A 20,394-nucleotide genomic window follows, 5' to 3' on the forward strand; every position below is an offset into this window, starting at 1 on the left:
GGGGCAATTCGTATGACTTCGACGCGGATTCAAAGCTTAATCTCAGCAATCTTATTGATACTTTTCATCCTATTCGCAAACTATCAACCCATCCTGGTCGATGCCAATCACCTGACGATTTTCATTTTCGGAATGTTGATGGTTGCAAGCTTATGGTTTTTATATAAAGGAGCCCATTTTGGAACACGAGTGAAAAAGATCATTGCCCTGTATACTGCTGCTAGTATCATAGTCGTCAGCATAGCAGAGTTCATCCGGTTCTTCACACCTGTTGAAGAGGGAGATCTCAGGATCTTACCAGACATCCTTTGGATCGCCCACATCCTTTTATTATCGATCGGTTTGGCACTCGTATTGAAGAGGGTTCGTTCGAACTTCCAACTAAGTTACTTGTTGTTCGACTTACATATATCCCTTACGGTTTTCGGTTCCATCTGGTTCGTCACTTATCAAAATTATGTGGATAACGATCAGTTCCTATTTGAAACAATCTATCCACTAGGTGCTTTATACGTTCTCTTCATCTTAGGGACCTTATTGCTTGTAATCGACAAGCCTATCAAAAGACCTGTTTTGAACGGTCTATTAGTAGGGTTGTCCATTTGTGCGTTGTCTAACGTTTTACTGGTGATCGATTCCTTGGACGGAACACTTTTTCGTGAAAAATATCTGATTTTATATGGATTAGGGATGTTCACCATTGCTTCTTCCTTTACGAAAAAAGAAGCGAGTAACCGAAAAAAGCAGAAGAAGTTGTTCACAATCAGCTATTCGCATTGGGAGATCATTCGTCCAGTCATTCAGTATGCTGGAGTTCTGATCCTCGTCTACGAGTTCGTTTTCAAGTATCGGAACAATGATGTCCTCTTCGTCGGGATGATTGTCACAATCATATTGGTAATCGGTCGTGATCTAATTACGGTCATTCAAAATCAGTCGTTGGTCAGGCGTTTGAAGATCTTCAATCAGCAGTTAGAAAAGAAAATCGGAGAACGCACCCGGGAATTGACGGATTCTCATCGAGATCTGGAGAATGCCTTCAAGCAAATTGAATACATTGCCCGCCACGATACGTTCAGCCGGCTGCCGAATCGGAGATATTTAGAGCAGATGATCGAATGGAAAACACTAGATGCGGTTCAGGATCGTTCCATGGTTGCACTTGTCTTCATTGATGTCGATCGTCTCAAACATATCAACGATACGGTCGGTCACGCTATCGGGGACCAGCTCCTTCTAGAAATCATTGAACGATTCCAGCAAAAGCTTCCAAAGGATACTTTCCTTGCTAGACACGGAGGAGATGAATTTGCGGTCGTACTGGACGGGGTCTACTATGAAGATGATGTAGTGAAGCTTGCTCAAGATCTGTTAGATACGGTGGAAACACCTTTCTATATCCAGGATAAAGAGTTGACGATTACATTGAGCATCGGCATTTCGCTGTATCCGGATAACAGTGAATCCATTGAAGATCTGATGAAGCATGCCGACCTCGCCATGTACAAAGCGAAAGAGGAACGTCAAAACAAAATCGTCTTCTATTCACCAGAAATGGACGAAGAGTTAGTCGGAAGGATGGAGCTGCTCAGCGAACTTCACTCGGCTATCAAGAGAAATGAATTCATCGTCTATTATCAACCTCAATTCGATATACATGATGGACGACTTTCAGGAGTCGAAGCACTTGTAAGATGGCAGCATCCAGTTCGGGGCTTCATCTCTCCAGGAGAGTTCATTCCTTTAGCTGAGGAATTCGATCTGATCATCCCGATTGATGAAATTGTCATTGAGACTGCCATTGCACAATTCATGAAGTGGACGAAGCAAGGTATCGCTCCGCCTCGCCTGAGCGTCAATCTTTGTCCTCAACAGTTTTCAGAGGGTGATCTGGCTGGCAAGTTAAAAGGTCTGATGGATCAATATGGTTTCCCTCCTCAGAAACTTATGATCGAAATAACAGAGAGTGTAGCGATGAACGATGAGGCGATTTTGACTGCACAATTACGTGAAATTGCGAAGATGGGCGTGCTCATTGCTATTGATGATTTCGGTACTGGCTATTCTTCGCTTAGCTATGTGAAGAATTATCCATTGAACCAGTTGAAGATCGCGAGACCATTCATCATGGATGTGCCGAAGAGCCAAAGTGATATTGCGATGGTCAAAGCCATTATCGATTTATCGCATCATTTCCATCTGACGGTTGTGGTTGAAGGGGTAGAAACGCTGGAACAGCTGAATTTCTTGAAGTCTGTCCACTGTGAGGAAGTGCAAGGTTTCTATTTTGCAAAACCGCTGAGCGTCCAGGACATCGAAGAACGTTATTTACTACCTGTCAAAGAAGGAACATCCAACGGATGATCCACAAGAAAAGAAGCTTTGCCGTTCGGTTCGGCGAGGCTTCTTTTTTAAATGGAAGGACGCAAGTTTTTACGAACAATGACCTTGGAAACGGAATACGTATAAAATAGGTGTAATACCTATGGGAGACTTCAAATGGGCTGACATTTGGACGGCTGTTGAATACGATATTACAGGCGATTGAGCAAAAAAGAGATTCTAAATTTCGAGAGTAAATGACAAAGAATTTGGGAATAAAGGAAACAACAAGGGAAAAGTAGAGGAAGGATCACATATGATTAAAAAATCGAAATTATATGATGTGTTGAACTCAATGAGGCTTTCGAATGGCGCTTACCTTGCCAGTCCTTCAAAACATTATTCCTATGTATGGATCCGTGATGTCTGTTATACCGTACTTCCTTATTTGTACAAAAATGACGGTACTTATGAAAAGGCTTACTATGCACTATTAGACTTATTTAAGGATTACGAGTGGAAAATCGATATTCACAGAGTGAAGCGGCCGGTTTATCGTTACGAATATATCCATGCACGCTACTCAACCGACCTGAAAGAATTGCCTGTGGAGTGGGGACACGCACAACACGATGCCATCGGCAGTTTCCTATGGGGAATCGGTGCAGGTCTATCTCGTGGTAAACGGATGATCCGTAACGAAAAAGATCGTGAAATGGTTCAGAAGCTCGTCGAGTATCTGGAATGTGTCCAGTACTGGTCGGACGAGGATAATGGCATGTGGGAAGAATATCAAGAGCTGCACGCCTCTAGTGTCGGAGCATGCGTAGCCGGGCTGAAGGAAGTGCGGATGCTCGTAGACGTCCCTGAAGATATGATCAAAAAAGGGGAAGAAACCCTACGGTTCCTGTTACCTAGAGAAAGTCAGACGAAGGAAACGGATTTGGCCCTGTTGTCACTGATTTATCCGTATCAGGTCGTACCGAGAGAAACCGCGCTGCAAATCCTTGATCGAGTGACTTGCAAACTGGAACGGCAATATGGTTGCATCCGCTACATTGGTGACCAGTATTTCAATGAAGGGCAGGAAGCGGAATGGTGCTTCGGATTCCCTTGGTTGGGCTTATGTTATGGTCAGTTAGGAAACTTGGAAAAATTGGAAGAGTACGTGCGGAAGACAGACAACATCATACCTGAGAATGGAGAAGTACCTGAGCTTTACATTGGTGGGGCGAATGTGCCGAATGAGAACACGCCTCTGGCTTGGGCAGTATCCATGTGTATCTTGTTGCTGGAATACGCAGAAACCTTAATACTGTATCATGATCGCGATAACCAAGAGACTTCCCAGGGATAGGGGAGTCTTTTTATTGGATCGCCTCCTAAGATTTTCAAGGATAATGGTATACTAGTACTAAAGGGGGCTTGGATATGGTATGGCTGAACGGATTATTTACAGGCATCATCTCCGTTTTCATTCTTTTATCGATTTTATATATTGCAAGGACCTTTCAGCTCAACCGTAAGCTGAGAGGGAAGTTCAAGCTGATCAACTGTGGGGATTCAGGGCAGATCTTCGTCATTCGTAGCATTCAGATGGTGTTGATCATCTTCTTCCCATTGTTCGTGCTCTTTGATGAGCTTCCGAACCTGCCTAGCATCCTTTATCTTGTCATGCATTTAGGCTTGTTCGTTACACAGGTGTATTCCACCATTTATATCACGGTCGGAACGAAAGGGTTCAGGGTCGGGATTTTCCACTTTCATTGGGAGGACGTAGAACGATGCGACATACTCACTGGGCTTCACGAAGATAATCATCTGTTTCCTTCAGGAGGGGTTGCTCGGTTCATCATTGGTGACAAGATTTATCGGGCGGAATTGAAAGAAAAACAAATTGCAGAACTGACCGAATTCTTGGGAAAATATGTCGAAATAGAGACTCATTGACAAAAATATTTCAATTGCATGAAAATTAAAAAATATCAAAAAATCCCCTTCCATCTTGGTGATAATCTGATACAATAGAGTCAATCCAAAATAGGAGGGAAGCAAGTTTGGAAAAGATAAAACTAGGTCAACCTCCCAACTGTCACAAGGTTTCATTCGATGGAAAGTCGTTCAAGATCAAGGGACTGAGCAATGTAGTCGTCCCGTTATCCAAGACGGAAACTGCGCAAATCGATATTCTGAATGATGAAACAGGAAATCTGAAACTTGTCGGAAAAGATACTATTTTGGCTCAACTGGAATTACCACTCCGGTACTGCGAAGTCGGTCAAGGGTGGGTACTAGACAAACTCTCCAAGAAGAAAAGAAAATCTGGATAAAACATGAACAAACAGCAGGCTGACCTCACAGGGTCAGCCTTTTTAAGTCCCTTCAAACGTATGAAAAAGCTAAAAAAAGTCAAGGTTAGTAGTAATGTAAACATCACAGCCGATCATAAGCCGCATAAAGAGGATGATTGGATCCGATAAACAAAAGATTGAGTTAGGAGTGATGGACAATGAAAGAATCCAAAAAGAAACGCGAATTATATTCAGATTCAGCTCTGAATCCTGGATATGAAAGTGGCGAGCATCAAAATGCAACGAACCTATTCAATGTAGAAGCTTCTTTAGGGACTTCGGATGTGAACTTGAGTCGTCAAGATGAAGAAGACATCATAGCAGATGAAATCGGTGAAAAAGAAATGATGCAACATAACAAGAACGAGTAAGGGGGATGGAAAATGGAGCGAAATGACTTTCCTGTGGCTCACCTTTCTGAGGAAACCTTGGACAAGATCCAAAAGTTCGAGAAAAATCTTCAAAGTGAAGAGGACGATGAAATCATACTGATTGCCTATCAAAAAGAACGTGAATAGCAGCTTGACTTGGATGAACTGATTTAAAAAAGTGCCTGTTGAACCCATCAGGGTAAACAGACACTTTCCAATCAGTTTTTTTGTTGTACCTAGAAAGCTGTAGATGTGTTACATACCCGCAACCATCTGGGCGAGTTTAGCGGTCAGTACCGCGGCGTAGGTTCCTACGACGTTACCGAGTATCCCCATCAAGAGCCCGACTGGCGCTAAGGCTGGTTGGAATACGGAAGCGACGATCGGTGCAGAGCTTGTCCCACCGATGTTTCCTTGTGAACCAACTGCCACGAAGAACATTGGAGATCGTAACAGACGTGCTGCGATAAAGATACAAACGATGTGGATGGAAAGCCATACGATTCCCATCAGGATATATTGAGGTGCATCTGCAACAGCCATCAAGTTCGCTTTCGCACCAATCGTTCCGAGAAGCAAGTAAATACCCGCGTAACCGATCTTACTTGCACCATAATCTTCAAGTCGTTTGATTGGTGTGAAGGAGAAGATGATCCCGACTGCAGAAATGATCATGATCGTCCATGTTGTGGAGTTTAATACCGCACCTTGTGGTAGCACTTGCGCAATCTTTCCAACAATGAAAGCCACCCCGAATCCTAATCCGAGAATCGCAAGCAGTTGAGGTACCGCAAGCGGTTTAGCTTTCATTTTCTCAATGACACCGATCTGTTCGTTTACCTTCTCAACGACTGCATTGTCGGCTTTGTTCCATTTATTGAACTGACGCTGGAATCCGGATAATGCAATCATAATTCCCATCCAGCTATAACCTACGACCGTATCGACGACGATCATCGGAGAAAGGATATCTTTTGGCGTATCCAATGCATCGACCATTGCAGCCATGTTAGCGGATCCACCAATCCAGCTTCCTGCAAGTGCCCCTACACCTGTCCATGCTTCTGCTGGCAGATATGGCTGGAAGATGGCTAATGCAATCGGACCTCCGATGACGATTCCGAATGTTCCGGCTAAGAACATGATGATGGCTTTGGGTCCAAGACGCAATGTTGCAGGTACGTCAGCTGAAAGCAGGAGCAATAATAGACCTACTGGTAAGATGATGGAACTGACGAAACCGTATACTGTTGAATCTGATGGGATGATTCCAAATGTTGTTGAAAGCATCGGTAGAAAGTATGTCCAGATGATTGGCGGCGCATAATGGAAAAACTTCTGTAACTTTTCATTCTTCGATTCCCCAAGAATGAAAACGCCTCCAACGAGAACCGCAATATAAGTAAAAATGGCAATTGGATCTTGTATGAGGGGTTCTTTTGGTAATTCAAACATATGAATGTCCTTCCTTTCTGAGTTGAGTTTCTAGGTGTCCACAGAAAGACATTATATATGAAAATTGAACGAACTCTTCCAAAGTCCTATTAATAGCATAATTGTCAATTATAGAAATTCTCTACACAATTCTTGTGCGTTTTTCCCTTCTAATCATCAACGTATCATGGTCCATACAATAGGGACAGGTCTGATAAGACGACTTTTCAAGTAAATCGATAACGTACTCTTCATCAATTGTGTCTTCCCTAAGACGGTGTTCATAGCTTGGAATTTGACAAGCATCACAAACAAATGAGGAATGATGGATCACCCGTGTCTTATGATGGACGATATATTTTGACACAGTATCCCTCCTAGGGCATGTCTTATATAAGTGTTCGTAAAAAGCAAGTTATTTTGGGGTGCGTCCAATTTACAGGATGAAGGCCAAGCACTCTCTCATGTGTCCACACATATGATAGTCTGAAACCCATATGGAAGGGGGAGTGTGTCTTTGAACAATCGACCAAATCAGCGGCAGAATAACCCGCTTTCTTCCTTATTGCAAAATATTCTCGGAGGTGGTGGAGGCCAGAATCAACAAGGTCCGCCGCCGGGAGCACCATTCCCGCATGGAGGAGGACCGCCGCCAGGACCACCGCCTAAATTTTCACCTAAACAATCACCTGCATCCATGCAAGCGACCGCGAACGCAGGAACATATGCGGTCGATCCAGGTGCCATCCGACCTTGTGTCGGAAAGTATGTGTACATCTGGCTCAGAGGGGGCTATTCATTCTGGGCATGGCTAACGTTTGTAGGAAGAAGATCGGTAGCAGGGTATCGATGGACAGGGCACAGGTGGGTATATTTCGGAATCGACCGGCGACAAATCGTCTCGTTCGTATGCTATTGAGTAATAGGGATCTTTTCAGAAGTAAGTTACTAGCGGTCTTATCGCCGTTACTTGCTCTGAATAGGTCCTGTTTTTACATATTGTCCAGAAGCTCACTCGTTATAAAAATGGAGGAGGATACACATAATATGTCTTATTAGCATGGCTGGAGGAAGGATAATGGTGCACAGAATGGCTTTCTTATTATTTTTATCGATGTGCTTGATCAACATATCTGGGTGTGCACAGGAACAGGCACAAACCGGTGAAAACACCCGAGCTGTCACCGTTATCAATGTAGAAGCTGATAATTGGAGTTTTAATAAAGAGGTGTATAAGGTCTTCGCGGGAAAGAAGATCACGATCAACTTCAAAAGTGTGGAAGGAAACCATGGTTTAGGTATCAGGGGGATCGACTCCGTCAACATTGAGGGAGAGGGCTCTGTGAAGCTCACACTTGAGCCAGGGGAGTATCAAATCTATTGTACGATTCCGTGTGGGGAAGGTCATAAAGATATGATCGCCACTTTGATCGCCGTATAAAAACAGTAAAAGGAGCAGACAATGTGTCGGCTCCTTTAAAGCATTTAATTATCCTGGTATTTCTGATACTGTTCAGACAGTGCTACAAAAGACGTATAATCATTCCGTTCCAGGGCCTCGTCAATCAGGACTGACAACTTTTCTCTTTGGTGTTCAAAAAATGATTCATCAAGGACCAGTTGGGCGGCAAGGGATACAAAAAACTGTTCGGCTCTCTTTTGTCTTTGTTGAGCCTGCTCTTTCATCTTAGCTTGAAATGATGAGGTGTGTTTGTTCATGAGGATTCCTCCCAAACCCTTTTAGTTATTATCTAAGATATGCAGTCGGATGTCAATTAGTTTTCAGAATATTACATAAATTTATTTTTTTACTAGATTTGGTCTAAAAACTGTTCCATTTAGGAGAATAATTCCATTCATTCTGTCCCACAATAAAGGAAAATGCATGGACCGGGAGTGGTATTGATGGAACGACATCCTTATTATGTAACGTTGCAAGCGGGCATCAGTAATGCAGAGGTACGGAGTGAGAAAGGTGAATCAAGTTACGATTTCGAAGTTTTAGCAAACGAAGATGAAGCGGGTTTATTGATTGAACTTTTGGCGGAAGCGAACAACCAGGACCGGATCGGTTATGAGCATTCCCACTTTTTCGCGAATGTCCTGGATACTGCTGATCGGGACAATATGATTTATGACCGGTTGCTGAATCAGATCTATTTGACCATCTATGACTTGGGAACAACCCAAACGAAAAAAGACATTGAAGAAATGGACATCCTTAACCGGTTGAAAGAAATTAAACCGAGCCACAATCCTCGGGACCATCAGAATTGATTTCCACATTCTCAACTCACCTGGACGAAAAGAACAGGTGAGTTTTTTATGAACGAGATGCTCTATCATGTATACTTGATACTGTACTATGAATATTGGAGCGTTCTTATGATAAAAGCGATTATTTTCGATTTAGACGGGACATTATTGGACCGGAACAGTTCATTGCGCCGGTTCGTTAAACAGCAGCATGATACCTATTTGCATGGACATGGGGCCGTTTCAGGCGATGACTATATCAAGCATTTTCTCCACTATGATGATAATGGATATGTATCCAAGGAGAAAGTGTATGCCAGATTGAAAGATCGGTATCAATGGGATCATCGGGTTAGTGAAGAGTTGTATGCGGATTATCAGAATACCTTCCATGACCATTGCGTACCGATTGACGGATTACATACTTTAATGAATGATTTGAAAAACAGCACTTTAAAGACAGGGTTGATCACCAATGGTTTGACGACTTTTCAAAACCGTTCGATTGAAGCGCTCGGTATTCGTGACTATTTTGATTGTGTCCTCATTTCGGAGGAAGAAGGGATTAAAAAGCCCGCTGAACAAATATTTGAGCGATGTTTGAAGCGTTTAGACGTGAAAGCCGCTGAAGCCATTTATGTAGGAGACCATCCTGACAACGATATCCGGGGTGCTGCACGTGTAGGTCTGAAGACTATTTGGGTGGAGAATGATGTGTATGAAAAGCCGGAATGGGCAGATGAATACATTCGGTCGTTGGCTGAGATTCCGGATCGGATTGAAGTATTAAATAGGAGGGTTATTCATGAAAATCAATAATACTTGGCTCGCCATCATCCTTCTGTTGTTGGGATTCATATTCGGATTAGGGTACTGGATTTCAAAAGGATTGTTGGGCTAGAGAATGTTAAAAGTATAGGAGCATGAAAAGATGGAAGTTTCATACGTGAACCGTCGTGAACGGTACGTAAATTGGACAATCATGGGCTTATCCATCATCGGGTGGATGTTGACCTTCTATAGTGTGCTACAGATTGACGGAGTGGAAGGAGATCTCATGACGCTCCTTCTCTTGACGTTATTCCTGTTGTTGACAGAGCTTTATCCGATCCCTGTCTGGAAGGGGATTACGACTCTCAGTTTTCCACTCATCTATACAATCGTCCTTTTGTACGGTGTATGGATGGGCGTTCTCACGATGGTTGCTGTGAGTCTGGGGATCAACCTGCTTAAGCGCAGGAAGAAGCAGATTGTCTGGTTCAATCCAGGTCAGCTGGCTATCGCACTCGTCGTGACGCATATTTTAACGGAATGGATATTGACTGCCACAGGCTGGAGCTTGTCCGACGGCGTCGGGTATTTTTATCTGCACTTATGTTTATTTACGTTCATCTTCTATTTAATCAACAACTTGTTGATTGATTTCGTATTATGGATCCGACCACAGCCATATGCATGGGAAGATTGGAAGCAGAAATCGATCCAAGAGACGATCATCGTCTTGATCTCGGTGTGCTACTTGTTCATCATGTTTGCACTCGGTAGTCAGAACAGAGGCGTCGTCGATGTGTTTTCGTATTTGTTCTTCTTTTCACCGTTAGTTGCAGCTTCCGTTATCAGTGCAGTCATCAGTCGTCAGCACAGGGAAAAGAGAAGGCTTAAAGCGCTGGTGTCTCTTACGAAGGAGCTGAACAGAACGTTACCTTCTGAGAATTGGACGGCTGCAGTTGAACGGCGGATCGATGAATTCATCCAGACGGATGCAACATTGTTTTTAATAAAAGAAGAAGGTCATTCCTGGAAGGTTGCGATTCAGACCGGAGGAATCCTCGATGGTGTTGAGCAGGTTTTTCAAGAGGACTGGCTGGAAAATGTAGATGAATCGCTCCGTTATACCACGAAAAAACAAATTCCATTAGACTTGTCATCATATTTGTACTCTTCTATCCGATCTGTGATGATCACCCCATTGCGAGTCGAGGATGAGACTGTCGGTATCTTGCTTGTCGGTAGTGAGCAGAATCAAATTTACCATACGACAGATATTCAGTTTCTTTCAACGCTTGCCAATCAGTTGGCAGTCATCATCAAGACGAGGATGCTTTTCTCTGAACGGGAAAAACGGATTCTACTCGAGGAGAGAAACCGACTCGCACGGGAAATCCATGATGGTATCGCACAAACGCTCGCTGGGGCTGTCATGAATTTGGAATCCTCCAAACGAGTGAATGAAGGAGAAGAGAGGACCAGCCTGGTAAACGAGAGCATCTTGAAGTTGCGAGGCAGTCTTGGAGAGGTCCGGGAGTCCATTTACGCTTTGAGACCTTCTCCGACTGAAAAATTCGGGGTGGAAGAAGCGATCAAAGCCAAAGGGGAGGATATCTCACGGGACTATGGAATAGACGTTCAGATGAAGCTCATGGGTGACAGGTCGGACCTACCTCCCCATATCCAACAGAATGTGTACGAAATAATGTCAGAAGCGATGCAAAATGCTGGAAAACATGCTCAAGCTTCCGTCTTACAAGTCACTTTCCGTTATTGCAAAGGCCATCTCATTGCACGAGTGAAGGATGATGGTAAAGGATTCCGGCTATATGAAGCATTATTGAAGGCAAATACGGATGCGCATTATGGTATCCTTAATATGAACGAACTTGCAGAGCAAATCGATGCATCATTGAAAATCAACAGTTCTGAGAGGTTTGGTACCGTTATTTTGTTGGTTGTACCAATATCAAAATAGGGTAGGGGAGAACGATTATGATCAAAGTATTGCTCGTAGATGACCATGCGATTTTAAGAGATGGTCTGAAAAATATCATAGCCGTTGAAGAAGATATTGCAGTTGTCGGGGAACTGACCAATGGCACTGAAGTACTGGATACGATTGAAGCTACAGAACCAGATATCATCCTGATGGATATCAATCTTCCTGATAAAAACGGAATTGAAATGACAGGTTTGGTAAAAAGGCATTATCCAGATTGCAAAGTATTGATTTTGACGATGTACAAACATGATGAATATTTCATGTCCGCATTGAAAGCAGGAGCGGATGGCTACATCCTGAAGGATGCTCCAGCTGAGGAAGTAATCGAGGCGATCCAGGAGGTGGCTGGAGGCAATTCGATTCTGCACCCGAGTATGGCGAAAAAGTTGGTCGATTATCATCAGAAGAAAAATCAACTGAATCAAAATGCGAAGGATCTGACCGATCGCGAAAAAGATGTATTGATCTGTCTGGTAGAAGGGCTGAGCAATAAGCAGATTGCAGAACGTCTCTTTATCAGTGACAAGACGGTCAAAATCCACGTCAGCAACATCTTCAAGAAACTGGACGTGAAGAGTCGCTCACAAGCGATCATCTTCGCCGTCCAAAACCAAATCGTACCACTTCCATAAGGAGAGAGCTTGAGATTACTCAAGCTCTTTTTTTTATTTGGTTGTGAATTTCACTGAAATTCACTTCCTTATGGGGGGAGCTTTGGTGGTGAAATGGTGGTTGGGCAGAATAATTTGAGGTTCGGGTAGAATTATTCGAGACTTGGGCAGATTGCGATGAGGTGAACAGCTTTTCCGTGGGAGTGAACAGATTCACTGGAGGAATGAACAGATTCCCGGGAGAACTGAATAAATTCCCCACTCCCAGAACATCCCACCTACCTATATTTGTGACTATTGTTATAATTCTGAATTTTGTGTTGAAATCATATATGATTTTATATATCATAAATCTATGAAAGCGCTTAACTCGAAACCCACCAGTAAACAGCAGTTTGCGTATAAGTTGCTGCGAGCCCGGATTCTGGACGGGACGTATGGACCCGGTTACCGGATTGTCATCGACCAGATTGCGAGAGAAATAGAAACAAGTGCGATACCGGTTCGTGAAGCTCTGCGTCAGCTGGAATCTGATGGTTTGATTCAATTCAAACCATACAGCGGTGCGGTTGTCACTCCAATTAATGAGAACGAGTACTTGGAGACCTTATCTGTACTCGCGGTCATTGAAGGATATGCCACATCCATCAGCGGACAGCATTTTCCGAAAGAGCGCATCCCTGAGCTCAAAGGCATCAACGAGCAGATGAGGCGAGCTTTGGATGAATTGGATTTCATCTCATTCGGAAAGCACAACAGAGCTTTTCATGCATTGACGTATGAGTACTGCGATAACCACTATCTCGTAGAAAACATACGCTCGACATGGAAACGGCTCGACTCAATCAGAAGATCCGGTTCGACATTCATGCCCGTCCGTGCGAAGGAGTCCATCGAGGAGCATGAAGAAATCATCCGCTTGCTGGACGCTACTGCTGAACCCCACGTCATTGAATCTTTTGTCAGAGAACACAAAATGAATACGGTCAAATCCTTTTACCATCAAAGACATTAAGTACGATGAAGGAGGTATCCAATTCATTCATCACCTGTTGGACATGCTATTTAATTGAAGATTGATAGCCTATCAAACCATAAAGGAGAGGAAAGAATGTCTAGATTTGATGAGTTGAAACAAAGATTGAGAGGATCGATTGCCCCAATCATCACCCCGTTTAAAGAGGATGATTCACTTGATCTCGAAACCTTGAAAGAGTTGATCAATTGGCACATTGAAAGCGGGACGCACGGGATTTCTGTTACAGGAACGACTGGAGAACCAAGCTCACTCACACTTGAAGAGCGGGTCGAAGTCATGGAAACCGCAGCGAAAACCGTCAACGGACGCGTTCCATTCGTACCAGGAACCGGTTCCACCAACCACCAAGAGACGTTATACCTCACCAAGAAAGCGAAAGAAATCGGTGCCGATGCCGCCATGGTCATCGTCCCTTACTACAACAAGCCTTCACAACACGCCCTTTACAAACACTTCAAAACGATTGCCGACACCGTAGATATTCCGATCATCATTTATAACATCCCAGGAAGAACAGCCGTGAATATGGACGTGAAAACGATCGCCCGTCTCAACCAAGACTGCGAAAACATCATAGGAATCAAAGAATCAAACAAAGATTTCGAACATGTGAACCGTGTATTACTGGAATGCGGAAGAGATTTCTTGCTTTATTCCGGAATCGAGCTCCTCTGTTATCCGATGCTCACAATTGGTGGTGCGGGATACATAAGCGCAACCGCCAACGTCATGCCAGGTCGAGTAGCCGATGTGTACAACTACTGGATCAACGGAGACGTGCAAAAAGCGCAGGAGCTGCACTATGACTTGATGCCTTTGAACGATGTCCTATTCAAAGACACGAACCCAGCGCCGTTGAAAGCAGCACTCGGTATGATGGACCGAATCAACCCACAACTTCGTTTGCCGATGGATCTGCCGAGCGAAGAGCTGCAGAAAGAAATCCGTTCTGTCCTGGATCACTATGGTCTTTTATCTAAAAATGTTGGGAGTCATGCGTAATGAAACATGCACGTTTTATTGTAGAAGGTAGAGAGCAATGTGGAACATTTGAAGATGGTAAAATCACAGCTTCATCCGGCAAGGTGTATGAAGAGAAGGATATTGAAACCTGGCTCGCGCCTTTCAAGCCGAACAAAATGATCGGCCTCGCCCTTAACTATGCGGATCACGCGGACGAACTAGGCCTAGAAAAACCGAAAGAGCCTGTTCTCTTCATCAAACCGAACTCTTCCATCGTCGGACATAAGGCACCAGTTTATTACCCGGATGGAGCAACATACATGCACTATGAAAATGAACTAGCGGTCGTCATCGGAAAAGAAGGACGAAACATCAAAAAAGAAGATGCGATGGATTACGTGAAAGGCTACACGATTGCAAATGACGTCACCGTACGTGATTTCGTGAACAACATGTACCGTCCACCGGTGCGCGCGAAAGGTCATGATACGTTCGGACCGATGGGACCTTATTTCGTTGATAAAGAAGACATCCCAGACGTCAACAACATCGAATTGCGTTCTTACGTAAACGGTGAATTGCGTCAACAAGGGAACACAAAAGACCTCATCTACGGAATCGATGATCTCATCGAATTCATCAGCTCGTTCATGACCCTCGAAGAAAACGATGTGATTTGGACAGGTACACCGAAAGGCATTTCACACGTCCATCCAGGTGACAAGGTCCGTCTCGAAATCGATTACTTAGGTTCGCTTGAGAATGAAATTTTGGATGGTAGAACAGACAAGGTAACGGCTGGAGGTGCCGATCATGCAGAAACCAACCGTTAAAGATCCCGTACAACTCTATATCAATGGGAAATTTCAAGACGCTCATCAGGGGAATGCATTCGAAAATCTCAGCCCTTACACATCGGAAGTGTTGAATAAGGTAGCAGAAGGCCAGAAAGAAGATATCGAGTTTGCGGTCGATGCAGCGAAGGATGCTTTCCGAAATGGTCCATGGGGCTCGATGAAGGTGAGCGAGCGTCTCCAATACATCAATAAAATCGCAGACTTGATCGATGAGCATATCGAAGAAATCGCTCACCTGGAGTCTCTTGATACCGGACTACCGATCAAACAGACGAAGAAAATGACGTCCCGTGCGGCTTCCAATTTCCGTTTTTACGCAGAAATGGTGAAGAACCGGATGGTTGGAGATGCGTATCAGGTCGATGATGAGTTTCTGAATTATACGGTGCAAAAGCCAGTCGGTGTGGCAGGGCTGATCACGCCTTGGAATGCGCCGTTCATGCTAGAAACGTGGAAGGTGGCTCCGGCACTTGCGACAGGGAATACGGTCGTGCTGAAGCCTGCAGAATGGTCACCGCTTACAGCCAACAAGCTTGCTGAAATCATTGATGAAGCAGGATTGCCGAATGGAGTGTTCAACATCGTTCATGGATTCGGTGAAACGGCTGGTGCAGCACTTGTGGCACATCCAGATGTGCAGTTGATTTCTTTTACAGGGGAAACGACGACAGGTTCCGAAATCATGCGAAATGGTGCGGCAAGCTTGAAACGGTTCTCGATGGAGCTCGGTGGAAAGTCTCCGATCATCGTATTTGATGATGCCGATATGGAACGAGCGCTGGATGCATGTGTATGGGGCATCTTCTCGTTCAATGGCGAGCGTTGTACCGCTAACTCACGATTATTCCTCCAGGAGTCGATTGCAGAAACGTTCATTGAAAAACTGAAAGAACGAGTGTCCAACATCGTCGTAGGTGATCCGATGGATATGGAAACTGAAGTCGGTCCACTCATTCATAGAGAACACTATGACCGGGTGAAAAATTACCTGGCGATTGCAGTCCAAGAAGGGGCAAAGCTTTATCAAGGCCATATCCCTACAGGACTTGATAACGGGCACTTTGTAGCTCCGACTTTGCTCTTGGATGTGAACAATGATATGCGCGTTGCACAGGAGGAGATTTTCGGACCGGTTCTATCCGTCATGACATTTACAACTGAAGAGCAGGTCATCCAGCTTGCGAACGACATTCGATACGGTCTAGCAGGTTATGTATGGACGAACGACATGAAAAAAGGTCATAGAGTGGCACAAGCTGTTGAAGCAGGCATGCTCTGGGTGAATTCGCAGAATGTACGTGATCTCCGCATCCCGTTTGGCGGATCCAAGTCTTCCGGTATCGGGCGAGAAGGCGGTCATTATGCGTTCGAATTTTACACGGAAATGAAAGTGATCCATGTGGCTATGGGCGATCATCATATTCCACAGTTCGGAAAGAAGCAGCTGACGTCATCGACTTCACAAAACCAATGAACGACCTCCGGCGAATTCAAAAGACCTAGATGAGACAACGAGACTGATTTGTCGGTAATCATTAAATCAGGAGGGATCGATTTGGGTGCACGTACTGGTAAAGAATATATAGAAGGATTGAAAGCGGCGAAAAACAATGTTTGGATTCATGGAGAACGGGTGGAGGATGTCACAACACATCCGGCTTTGAAAAATGTCGTCCAATCCATGGGGCAATTGATGGATTTGCAACACGAAAAGCCCGATGAAATGCTCTATACATCTCCGACATCTGGTGAGAAGGTCGGTTTGTCTTTCATCGCTCCGAAAACGAAAGAAGATCTGCAGAAGAGAAGCGGAATGTTCACAGAGTGGGCACGTTACACCGGGGGTATGATGGGACGGACGCCAGACTACCTCAACACGAGTGTCATGGCATTCGGTACAGCGGAGAAATTTTTCGCGGAAGCCGATCCGATGTTCGGCGAAAACGTCCGCAAGTATTATGACTATTGTCGGGAAAATGACGTCACGCTTACACATACGCTCATTCATCCGCAGGTCAACCGTTCGAAATTGCAGCATGAGCAGAAGGATCCTGGCATTTCCGCACATATCGTTGAAAAGAACAAAGACGGAATCATCGTCAACGGTGCTCGACTGCTAGCCACACAAGGTGGAATTACAGATGAGATCGTCGTTTTCCCATCAACGTTGAACAAAGCATCTTCCGATGATGATCCATATGCAATGGCCTTTGCGATTCCGAACAATACGAAGGGGTTGAAGTTCGTTTGCCGTGAATCCTTCGATGTCGGGCGCAACCAATGGGATCATCCGTTGAGTGCACGTTTCGAGGAAAGCGATGCAATCGTCATATTCGATAATGTCTTCGTACCATGGGAGCGCGTTTTTGTAGCTGGGAGCTCTGAAATCTGTAATCGTACGTATGTCGAGACCAATGCGATGGTACATATGACGCATCAGGTCATCGCGAAGAATACGGCGAAAACGGAATTTGTCCTCGGGGTCATCTTGAGCATGATCGATTCGATCGGTATCGAACGATTCCAGCATGTAAAAGAAAAAGCTTCTGAAGTGATGATCATTCTTGAAACGATGCGTTCACATCTTTTCCGTGCAGAACAAAACGCTTCCATCGACAAGTACGGAAACATGACACCAGACTTCGCACCGTTGAATGCGGCACGTAACTGGTACCCGAAAGTGTATCAGCGTATGGTGGAAATCGTACGGATCCTTGGTGCATCCGGTCTGATGGGAACACCGACCCAGGAAGACTTCAACAGTGAGGAGATCGGAGAATTCGTCCATCGATATACACAAGGCGGACAGATCGACGGATATGATAAAGTCCAGTTATTCCGCCTCGCATGGGACATTTCGTTAAGTTCCTTTGGAGGTCGTCAAGCATTGTATGAGTACTATTTCTTCGGTGATCCAATCCGAATGTCAAACGTCTATTATGATGTGTACAATAAAGAGCCGTATAAGGAAATGGTCAAATCTTTCCTTGATCGGGTGAAACCGACGACTGCTCAGAACGTGAATGTGTAGGAGGTGACCTGATGGAATTTGATATCATTCGGGTTGCAAGGGTTGTCATGAATGTGACAAACCTTGATAAGGCGAAAGCTTTTTATGTTGATGCCCTCGGATTTGTTGAGACGGAACGGGACGATGAACATTTATACCTTAGAGGAATGGAAGAGCATGTTCATCATAGCCTCGTTTTGAAAAAAGCCGACAAACCTGGCATCCAAGCGATGGCTTACAAAGTGAGAGAAGAGAAACATCTGGACCTACTGCATGAACATTTCGCCACCAAAGGGATGAAGCCGAAATGGATGGAGCAAGGAACGCAACGTGCAGTCGGTAGAACACTGCGTGTACAGGATCCATCCGGTCTGCCGCTAGAATTTTTCGCACAGATGGATGGCGTCGAGCGGTTGTTGCAACGGTACGATCTTTACCGTGGTGCTCGTATCCAGAGAATCGACCATGTCAATTGTATGGTGCCTGACGTCGAAGCGGCTCAAGCGTTTTATATGGACGAACTTGGCTTCCGATGTTCAGAGTACACGGCGACAGAAGACGATCGAGTCTGGGCAGCCTGGCTGCACCGGAAACCGACTGTTCATGATCATGCCTTCATGAATGGAATCGGTCCACGGCTCCATCATGTCGGATTTGCCCTAAGCGATCCGATGAGCGTCATCCATTGCTGTGATGTGCTTGCTTCAATGGGGTATGCACACTCGATTGAACGTGGACCCGGCAGACATGGATTATCCAATGCCTTTTTCCTCTATCTGAGGGATCCTGATGGTAACCGTATTGAGTTGTATACAGGGGATTACTTGACGAGTGATCCGGATTTCAAACCGATTCGATGGGACTTGAATGATCCGAGAAGAGCAACCTTCTGGGGGCATGCTGCACCGGATAGTTGGTTCAATGAAGCGACTGTCGTGCTAGATGTGCACACTGGGGAAGAAGTGAAAACCGCTGAACCCGTCTTACAGCAAAGGAAACCGGATTTCGTCACATGATGAAATAGTGGAAGCTAAGGGAATGGAACAACATACCCCTTAGCTTTCTTTCTCATTTCGGTTTGTTTGATATGGAATAAGGGCATCTTGTAAGTAAGAAAAATTTAGGTGTGATGTGAGAGATCAGACTTGCACCTCACCTTGTGCGTGATATGATTATTTTTAGAGAATGTATCATTTGAAAGGAGTTTTTTGACTTGGCTAAACATGAAATCCCTACAGAACTTTCACCAGAACTCGTTGAATTTTTCCAGGGTGAAAAATTGGTGAACATTGCAACAGTAGACGCAGAAACTGGAGCTCCGAACGTGAACGCGATCTCTTGGGTGAAGAGTGTCGACGAGAAGCGCATCCGTTTTTCGGTGACGAACAACTCAAGAATCGTTGACAATATCAAAGCGAACCCTGGTGTTGTTTTGAACATCATCGGGCTTGAAACGGTATATTCCATCCAAGGGAAAGCAGAAATCCTTGAAGATACGATGGAAGGCGTCAATCTGAAGCTTGCAAAAATTGAAATTACAGTTGAAGCTGTCTTTGAGAGCATGTTCTGGGGTGCGAAAATCACTCAAGAGCCAGCTTACGAGAAGACCTACAATCCTGAAAAAGCGAAAGAACTAGACGACTCCGTTTATGCAGCATTGATGAAGTAAATGGAGAGGGGGACCCAAATGAATATTTGGGTCGCCCTTTTTTAAAAAAGTGGTATGATAAGAAACGAAACATAGAGTTGATTTGAAGGAGTAAGTCCATGGGTGTCTACTGGGAAAAATTCAAATACTTCTTAACGGATTTGTCGCAAGAGGATATATTACGATGGCTGGATGAATACAATGACCTTGGTCCTTTTCCGGGAATATTGTTACCGATGCTGGAAGCGTTTCTTCCGATCTTGCCACTCGTTTTGTTTGTCGCTGGGAATGCGGCTGCTTACGGATTTTTCTGGGGGGTTCTTTTTTCCTGGATCGGTACCGTATTCGGCTCGGTCTTCGTGTTTTTGCTCGTTCGAAGGTATGCACAGCAAAGGTTCATGCGGTTCCTGACCAAACACAACAAAACGAAATCCATGCTATCCTGGGTGGAACGGAAGGGTTTTGGGCTTTTGTTCGTCTTATATTGTTTTCCATTCACCCCATCTGCTCTGATCAATGTCGTCAGCGGCTTGTCTAAAGTCAACACATTGACATTCGTTCTAGCGGTCAGTTTAGGAAAGCTCGTCATGGTCTTCTTCATTTCTTATATTGGACATGACTTCTTTTCCATTATCAGAGAACCTGTGAAAATGATTGTAATTTCGGTCGTCATCGTCATATTGTGGTTGTTCGGAAAATTATTAGAGCGAAAGCTGCATAAACCGGTTAATACGAAAATATCAGAGTAACATAGGCGTA

At 44.5% G+C, this 20,394-nt stretch carries 23 protein-coding genes; 20 read left to right on the plus strand and 3 right to left on the minus strand.

Going from position 1 to position 20,394, the window contains the following annotated elements:
* Positions 1-12: 12 nt before the first annotated feature.
* From ACSVDE_RS03600 to ACSVDE_RS03625, 6 genes are all read left to right on the plus strand, one after another.
* Positions 13-2,364, plus strand: a complete 2,352-nt coding sequence (locus tag ACSVDE_RS03600) for a putative bifunctional diguanylate cyclase/phosphodiesterase (RefSeq protein WP_439299594.1) — start codon at positions 13-15, stop codon at positions 2,362-2,364.
* 274 nt (positions 2,365-2,638) lie between these two features.
* Positions 2,639-3,679 (plus strand): glycoside hydrolase family 15 protein, encoded by a 1,041-nt coding sequence (locus ACSVDE_RS03605; protein ID WP_439299595.1) that lies wholly within the window; start codon positions 2,639-2,641, stop codon positions 3,677-3,679.
* Positions 3,680-3,753: 74 nt separating this feature from the next.
* On the plus strand, positions 3,754-4,272 hold the full coding sequence (locus ACSVDE_RS03610; protein ID WP_439299596.1) for a hypothetical protein: 519 nt from the start codon (positions 3,754-3,756) through the stop codon (positions 4,270-4,272).
* A 107-nt stretch (positions 4,273-4,379) separates the two neighbouring features.
* The gene (locus ACSVDE_RS03615; RefSeq protein ID WP_439299597.1) at positions 4,380-4,652 is read left to right on the plus strand and encodes a hypothetical protein; all 273 of its coding nucleotides are present in this window, start codon (positions 4,380-4,382) and stop codon (positions 4,650-4,652) included.
* A gap of 179 nt (positions 4,653-4,831) precedes the next feature.
* The gene (locus tag ACSVDE_RS03620) at positions 4,832-5,044 is read left to right on the plus strand and encodes a hypothetical protein (protein WP_439299598.1); all 213 of its coding nucleotides are present in this window, start codon (positions 4,832-4,834) and stop codon (positions 5,042-5,044) included.
* 12 nt (positions 5,045-5,056) lie between these two features.
* Positions 5,057-5,191: a hypothetical protein gene (locus tag ACSVDE_RS03625; RefSeq protein ID WP_439299599.1), complete on the plus strand. Its 135-nt coding sequence runs from the start codon at positions 5,057-5,059 to the stop codon at positions 5,189-5,191.
* 108 nt (positions 5,192-5,299) lie between these two features.
* Here ACSVDE_RS03625 and ACSVDE_RS03630 read toward each other — a convergent pair whose 3' ends face one another.
* Both ACSVDE_RS03630 and ACSVDE_RS03635 read right to left on the minus strand, forming a co-directional pair.
* Entirely contained in the window at positions 5,300-6,499 is a 1,200-nt protein-coding gene (locus tag ACSVDE_RS03630; RefSeq protein WP_439299600.1) for a DUF819 family protein, read from the minus strand.
* 121 nt (positions 6,500-6,620) lie between these two features.
* Positions 6,621-6,845, minus strand: a complete 225-nt coding sequence (locus ACSVDE_RS03635) for a hypothetical protein (RefSeq protein WP_439299601.1) — start codon at positions 6,843-6,845, stop codon at positions 6,621-6,623.
* Positions 6,846-6,995: 150 nt separating this feature from the next.
* Between ACSVDE_RS03635 and ACSVDE_RS03640 the strand changes: the two genes are divergently transcribed.
* Together ACSVDE_RS03640 and ACSVDE_RS03645 are read left to right on the plus strand one after the other, a co-directional pair.
* Positions 6,996-7,397 carry a transporter gene (locus ACSVDE_RS03640; protein WP_439299602.1) on the plus strand — a complete coding sequence of 134 codons (402 nt, stop codon included), beginning with the start codon at positions 6,996-6,998 and terminating at the stop codon, positions 7,395-7,397.
* A gap of 159 nt (positions 7,398-7,556) precedes the next feature.
* Complete coding sequence (locus ACSVDE_RS03645; protein WP_439299603.1) at positions 7,557-7,919, plus strand: hypothetical protein; 363 nt, start codon at positions 7,557-7,559, stop codon at positions 7,917-7,919.
* Positions 7,920-7,963: 44 nt separating this feature from the next.
* On the opposite strand, the gene ACSVDE_RS03650 is transcribed toward ACSVDE_RS03645, so the two are convergent.
* Complete coding sequence (locus tag ACSVDE_RS03650; protein WP_439299604.1) at positions 7,964-8,197, minus strand: IDEAL domain-containing protein; 234 nt, start codon at positions 8,195-8,197, stop codon at positions 7,964-7,966.
* A gap of 186 nt (positions 8,198-8,383) precedes the next feature.
* On the opposite strand from ACSVDE_RS03650, the gene ACSVDE_RS03655 reads away from it, so the two are divergent.
* The 12 genes from ACSVDE_RS03655 to ACSVDE_RS03710 all read left to right on the plus strand — a co-directional run bounded on the left by ACSVDE_RS03655 (position 8,384) and on the right by ACSVDE_RS03710 (position 20,384).
* Positions 8,384-8,755 carry a hypothetical protein gene (locus ACSVDE_RS03655; protein WP_439299605.1) on the plus strand — a complete coding sequence of 124 codons (372 nt, stop codon included), beginning with the start codon at positions 8,384-8,386 and terminating at the stop codon, positions 8,753-8,755.
* A gap of 48 nt (positions 8,756-8,803) precedes the next feature.
* The gene (locus ACSVDE_RS03660) at positions 8,804-9,553 is read left to right on the plus strand and encodes an HAD family hydrolase (protein WP_439299606.1); all 750 of its coding nucleotides are present in this window, start codon (positions 8,804-8,806) and stop codon (positions 9,551-9,553) included.
* A 112-nt stretch (positions 9,554-9,665) separates the two neighbouring features.
* Complete coding sequence (locus ACSVDE_RS03665; protein ID WP_439299607.1) at positions 9,666-11,480, plus strand: GAF domain-containing sensor histidine kinase; 1,815 nt, start codon at positions 9,666-9,668, stop codon at positions 11,478-11,480.
* A gap of 17 nt (positions 11,481-11,497) precedes the next feature.
* The gene (locus ACSVDE_RS03670) at positions 11,498-12,139 is read left to right on the plus strand and encodes a response regulator (RefSeq protein WP_439299609.1); all 642 of its coding nucleotides are present in this window, start codon (positions 11,498-11,500) and stop codon (positions 12,137-12,139) included.
* Between the two features lie 334 nt (positions 12,140-12,473).
* A complete protein-coding gene (locus tag ACSVDE_RS03675) occupies positions 12,474-13,133 on the plus strand; it encodes a GntR family transcriptional regulator (RefSeq protein WP_439299610.1) in 660 nt (219 codons plus the stop codon).
* 96 nt (positions 13,134-13,229) lie between these two features.
* On the plus strand, positions 13,230-14,159 hold the full coding sequence (gene hpaI / locus ACSVDE_RS03680; protein ID WP_439299611.1) for a 2,4-dihydroxyhept-2-ene-1,7-dioic acid aldolase: 930 nt from the start codon (positions 13,230-13,232) through the stop codon (positions 14,157-14,159).
* On the plus strand, positions 14,159-14,953 hold the full coding sequence (locus ACSVDE_RS03685; RefSeq protein ID WP_439299612.1) for a fumarylacetoacetate hydrolase family protein: 795 nt from the start codon (positions 14,159-14,161) through the stop codon (positions 14,951-14,953). Before hpaI ends, ACSVDE_RS03685 begins: the two co-directional genes overlap by 1 nt.
* The gene (gene hpaE, locus ACSVDE_RS03690; RefSeq protein ID WP_439299613.1) at positions 14,934-16,451 is read left to right on the plus strand and encodes a 5-carboxymethyl-2-hydroxymuconate semialdehyde dehydrogenase; all 1,518 of its coding nucleotides are present in this window, start codon (positions 14,934-14,936) and stop codon (positions 16,449-16,451) included. The genes ACSVDE_RS03685 and hpaE overlap by 20 nt, the downstream gene beginning before the upstream one ends.
* A gap of 81 nt (positions 16,452-16,532) precedes the next feature.
* Positions 16,533-18,008 carry a 4-hydroxyphenylacetate 3-monooxygenase, oxygenase component gene (hpaB, locus tag ACSVDE_RS03695; protein ID WP_439299614.1) on the plus strand — a complete coding sequence of 492 codons (1,476 nt, stop codon included), beginning with the start codon at positions 16,533-16,535 and terminating at the stop codon, positions 18,006-18,008.
* Positions 18,009-18,019: 11 nt separating this feature from the next.
* The gene (gene hpaD, locus ACSVDE_RS03700) at positions 18,020-19,003 is read left to right on the plus strand and encodes a 3,4-dihydroxyphenylacetate 2,3-dioxygenase (RefSeq protein ID WP_439299615.1); all 984 of its coding nucleotides are present in this window, start codon (positions 18,020-18,022) and stop codon (positions 19,001-19,003) included.
* 197 nt (positions 19,004-19,200) lie between these two features.
* On the plus strand, positions 19,201-19,656 hold the full coding sequence (locus ACSVDE_RS03705; RefSeq protein ID WP_439299616.1) for a pyridoxamine 5'-phosphate oxidase family protein: 456 nt from the start codon (positions 19,201-19,203) through the stop codon (positions 19,654-19,656).
* 98 nt (positions 19,657-19,754) lie between these two features.
* A complete protein-coding gene (locus ACSVDE_RS03710) occupies positions 19,755-20,384 on the plus strand; it encodes a TVP38/TMEM64 family protein (protein WP_439299617.1) in 630 nt (209 codons plus the stop codon).
* Positions 20,385-20,394: the final 10 nt, after the last annotated feature.

It is taken from the genome of Pseudalkalibacillus sp. Hm43 (assembly GCF_051842935.1).
In the GTDB taxonomy this organism is placed as follows: domain Bacteria; phylum Bacillota; class Bacilli; order Bacillales; family Fictibacillaceae; genus Pseudalkalibacillus.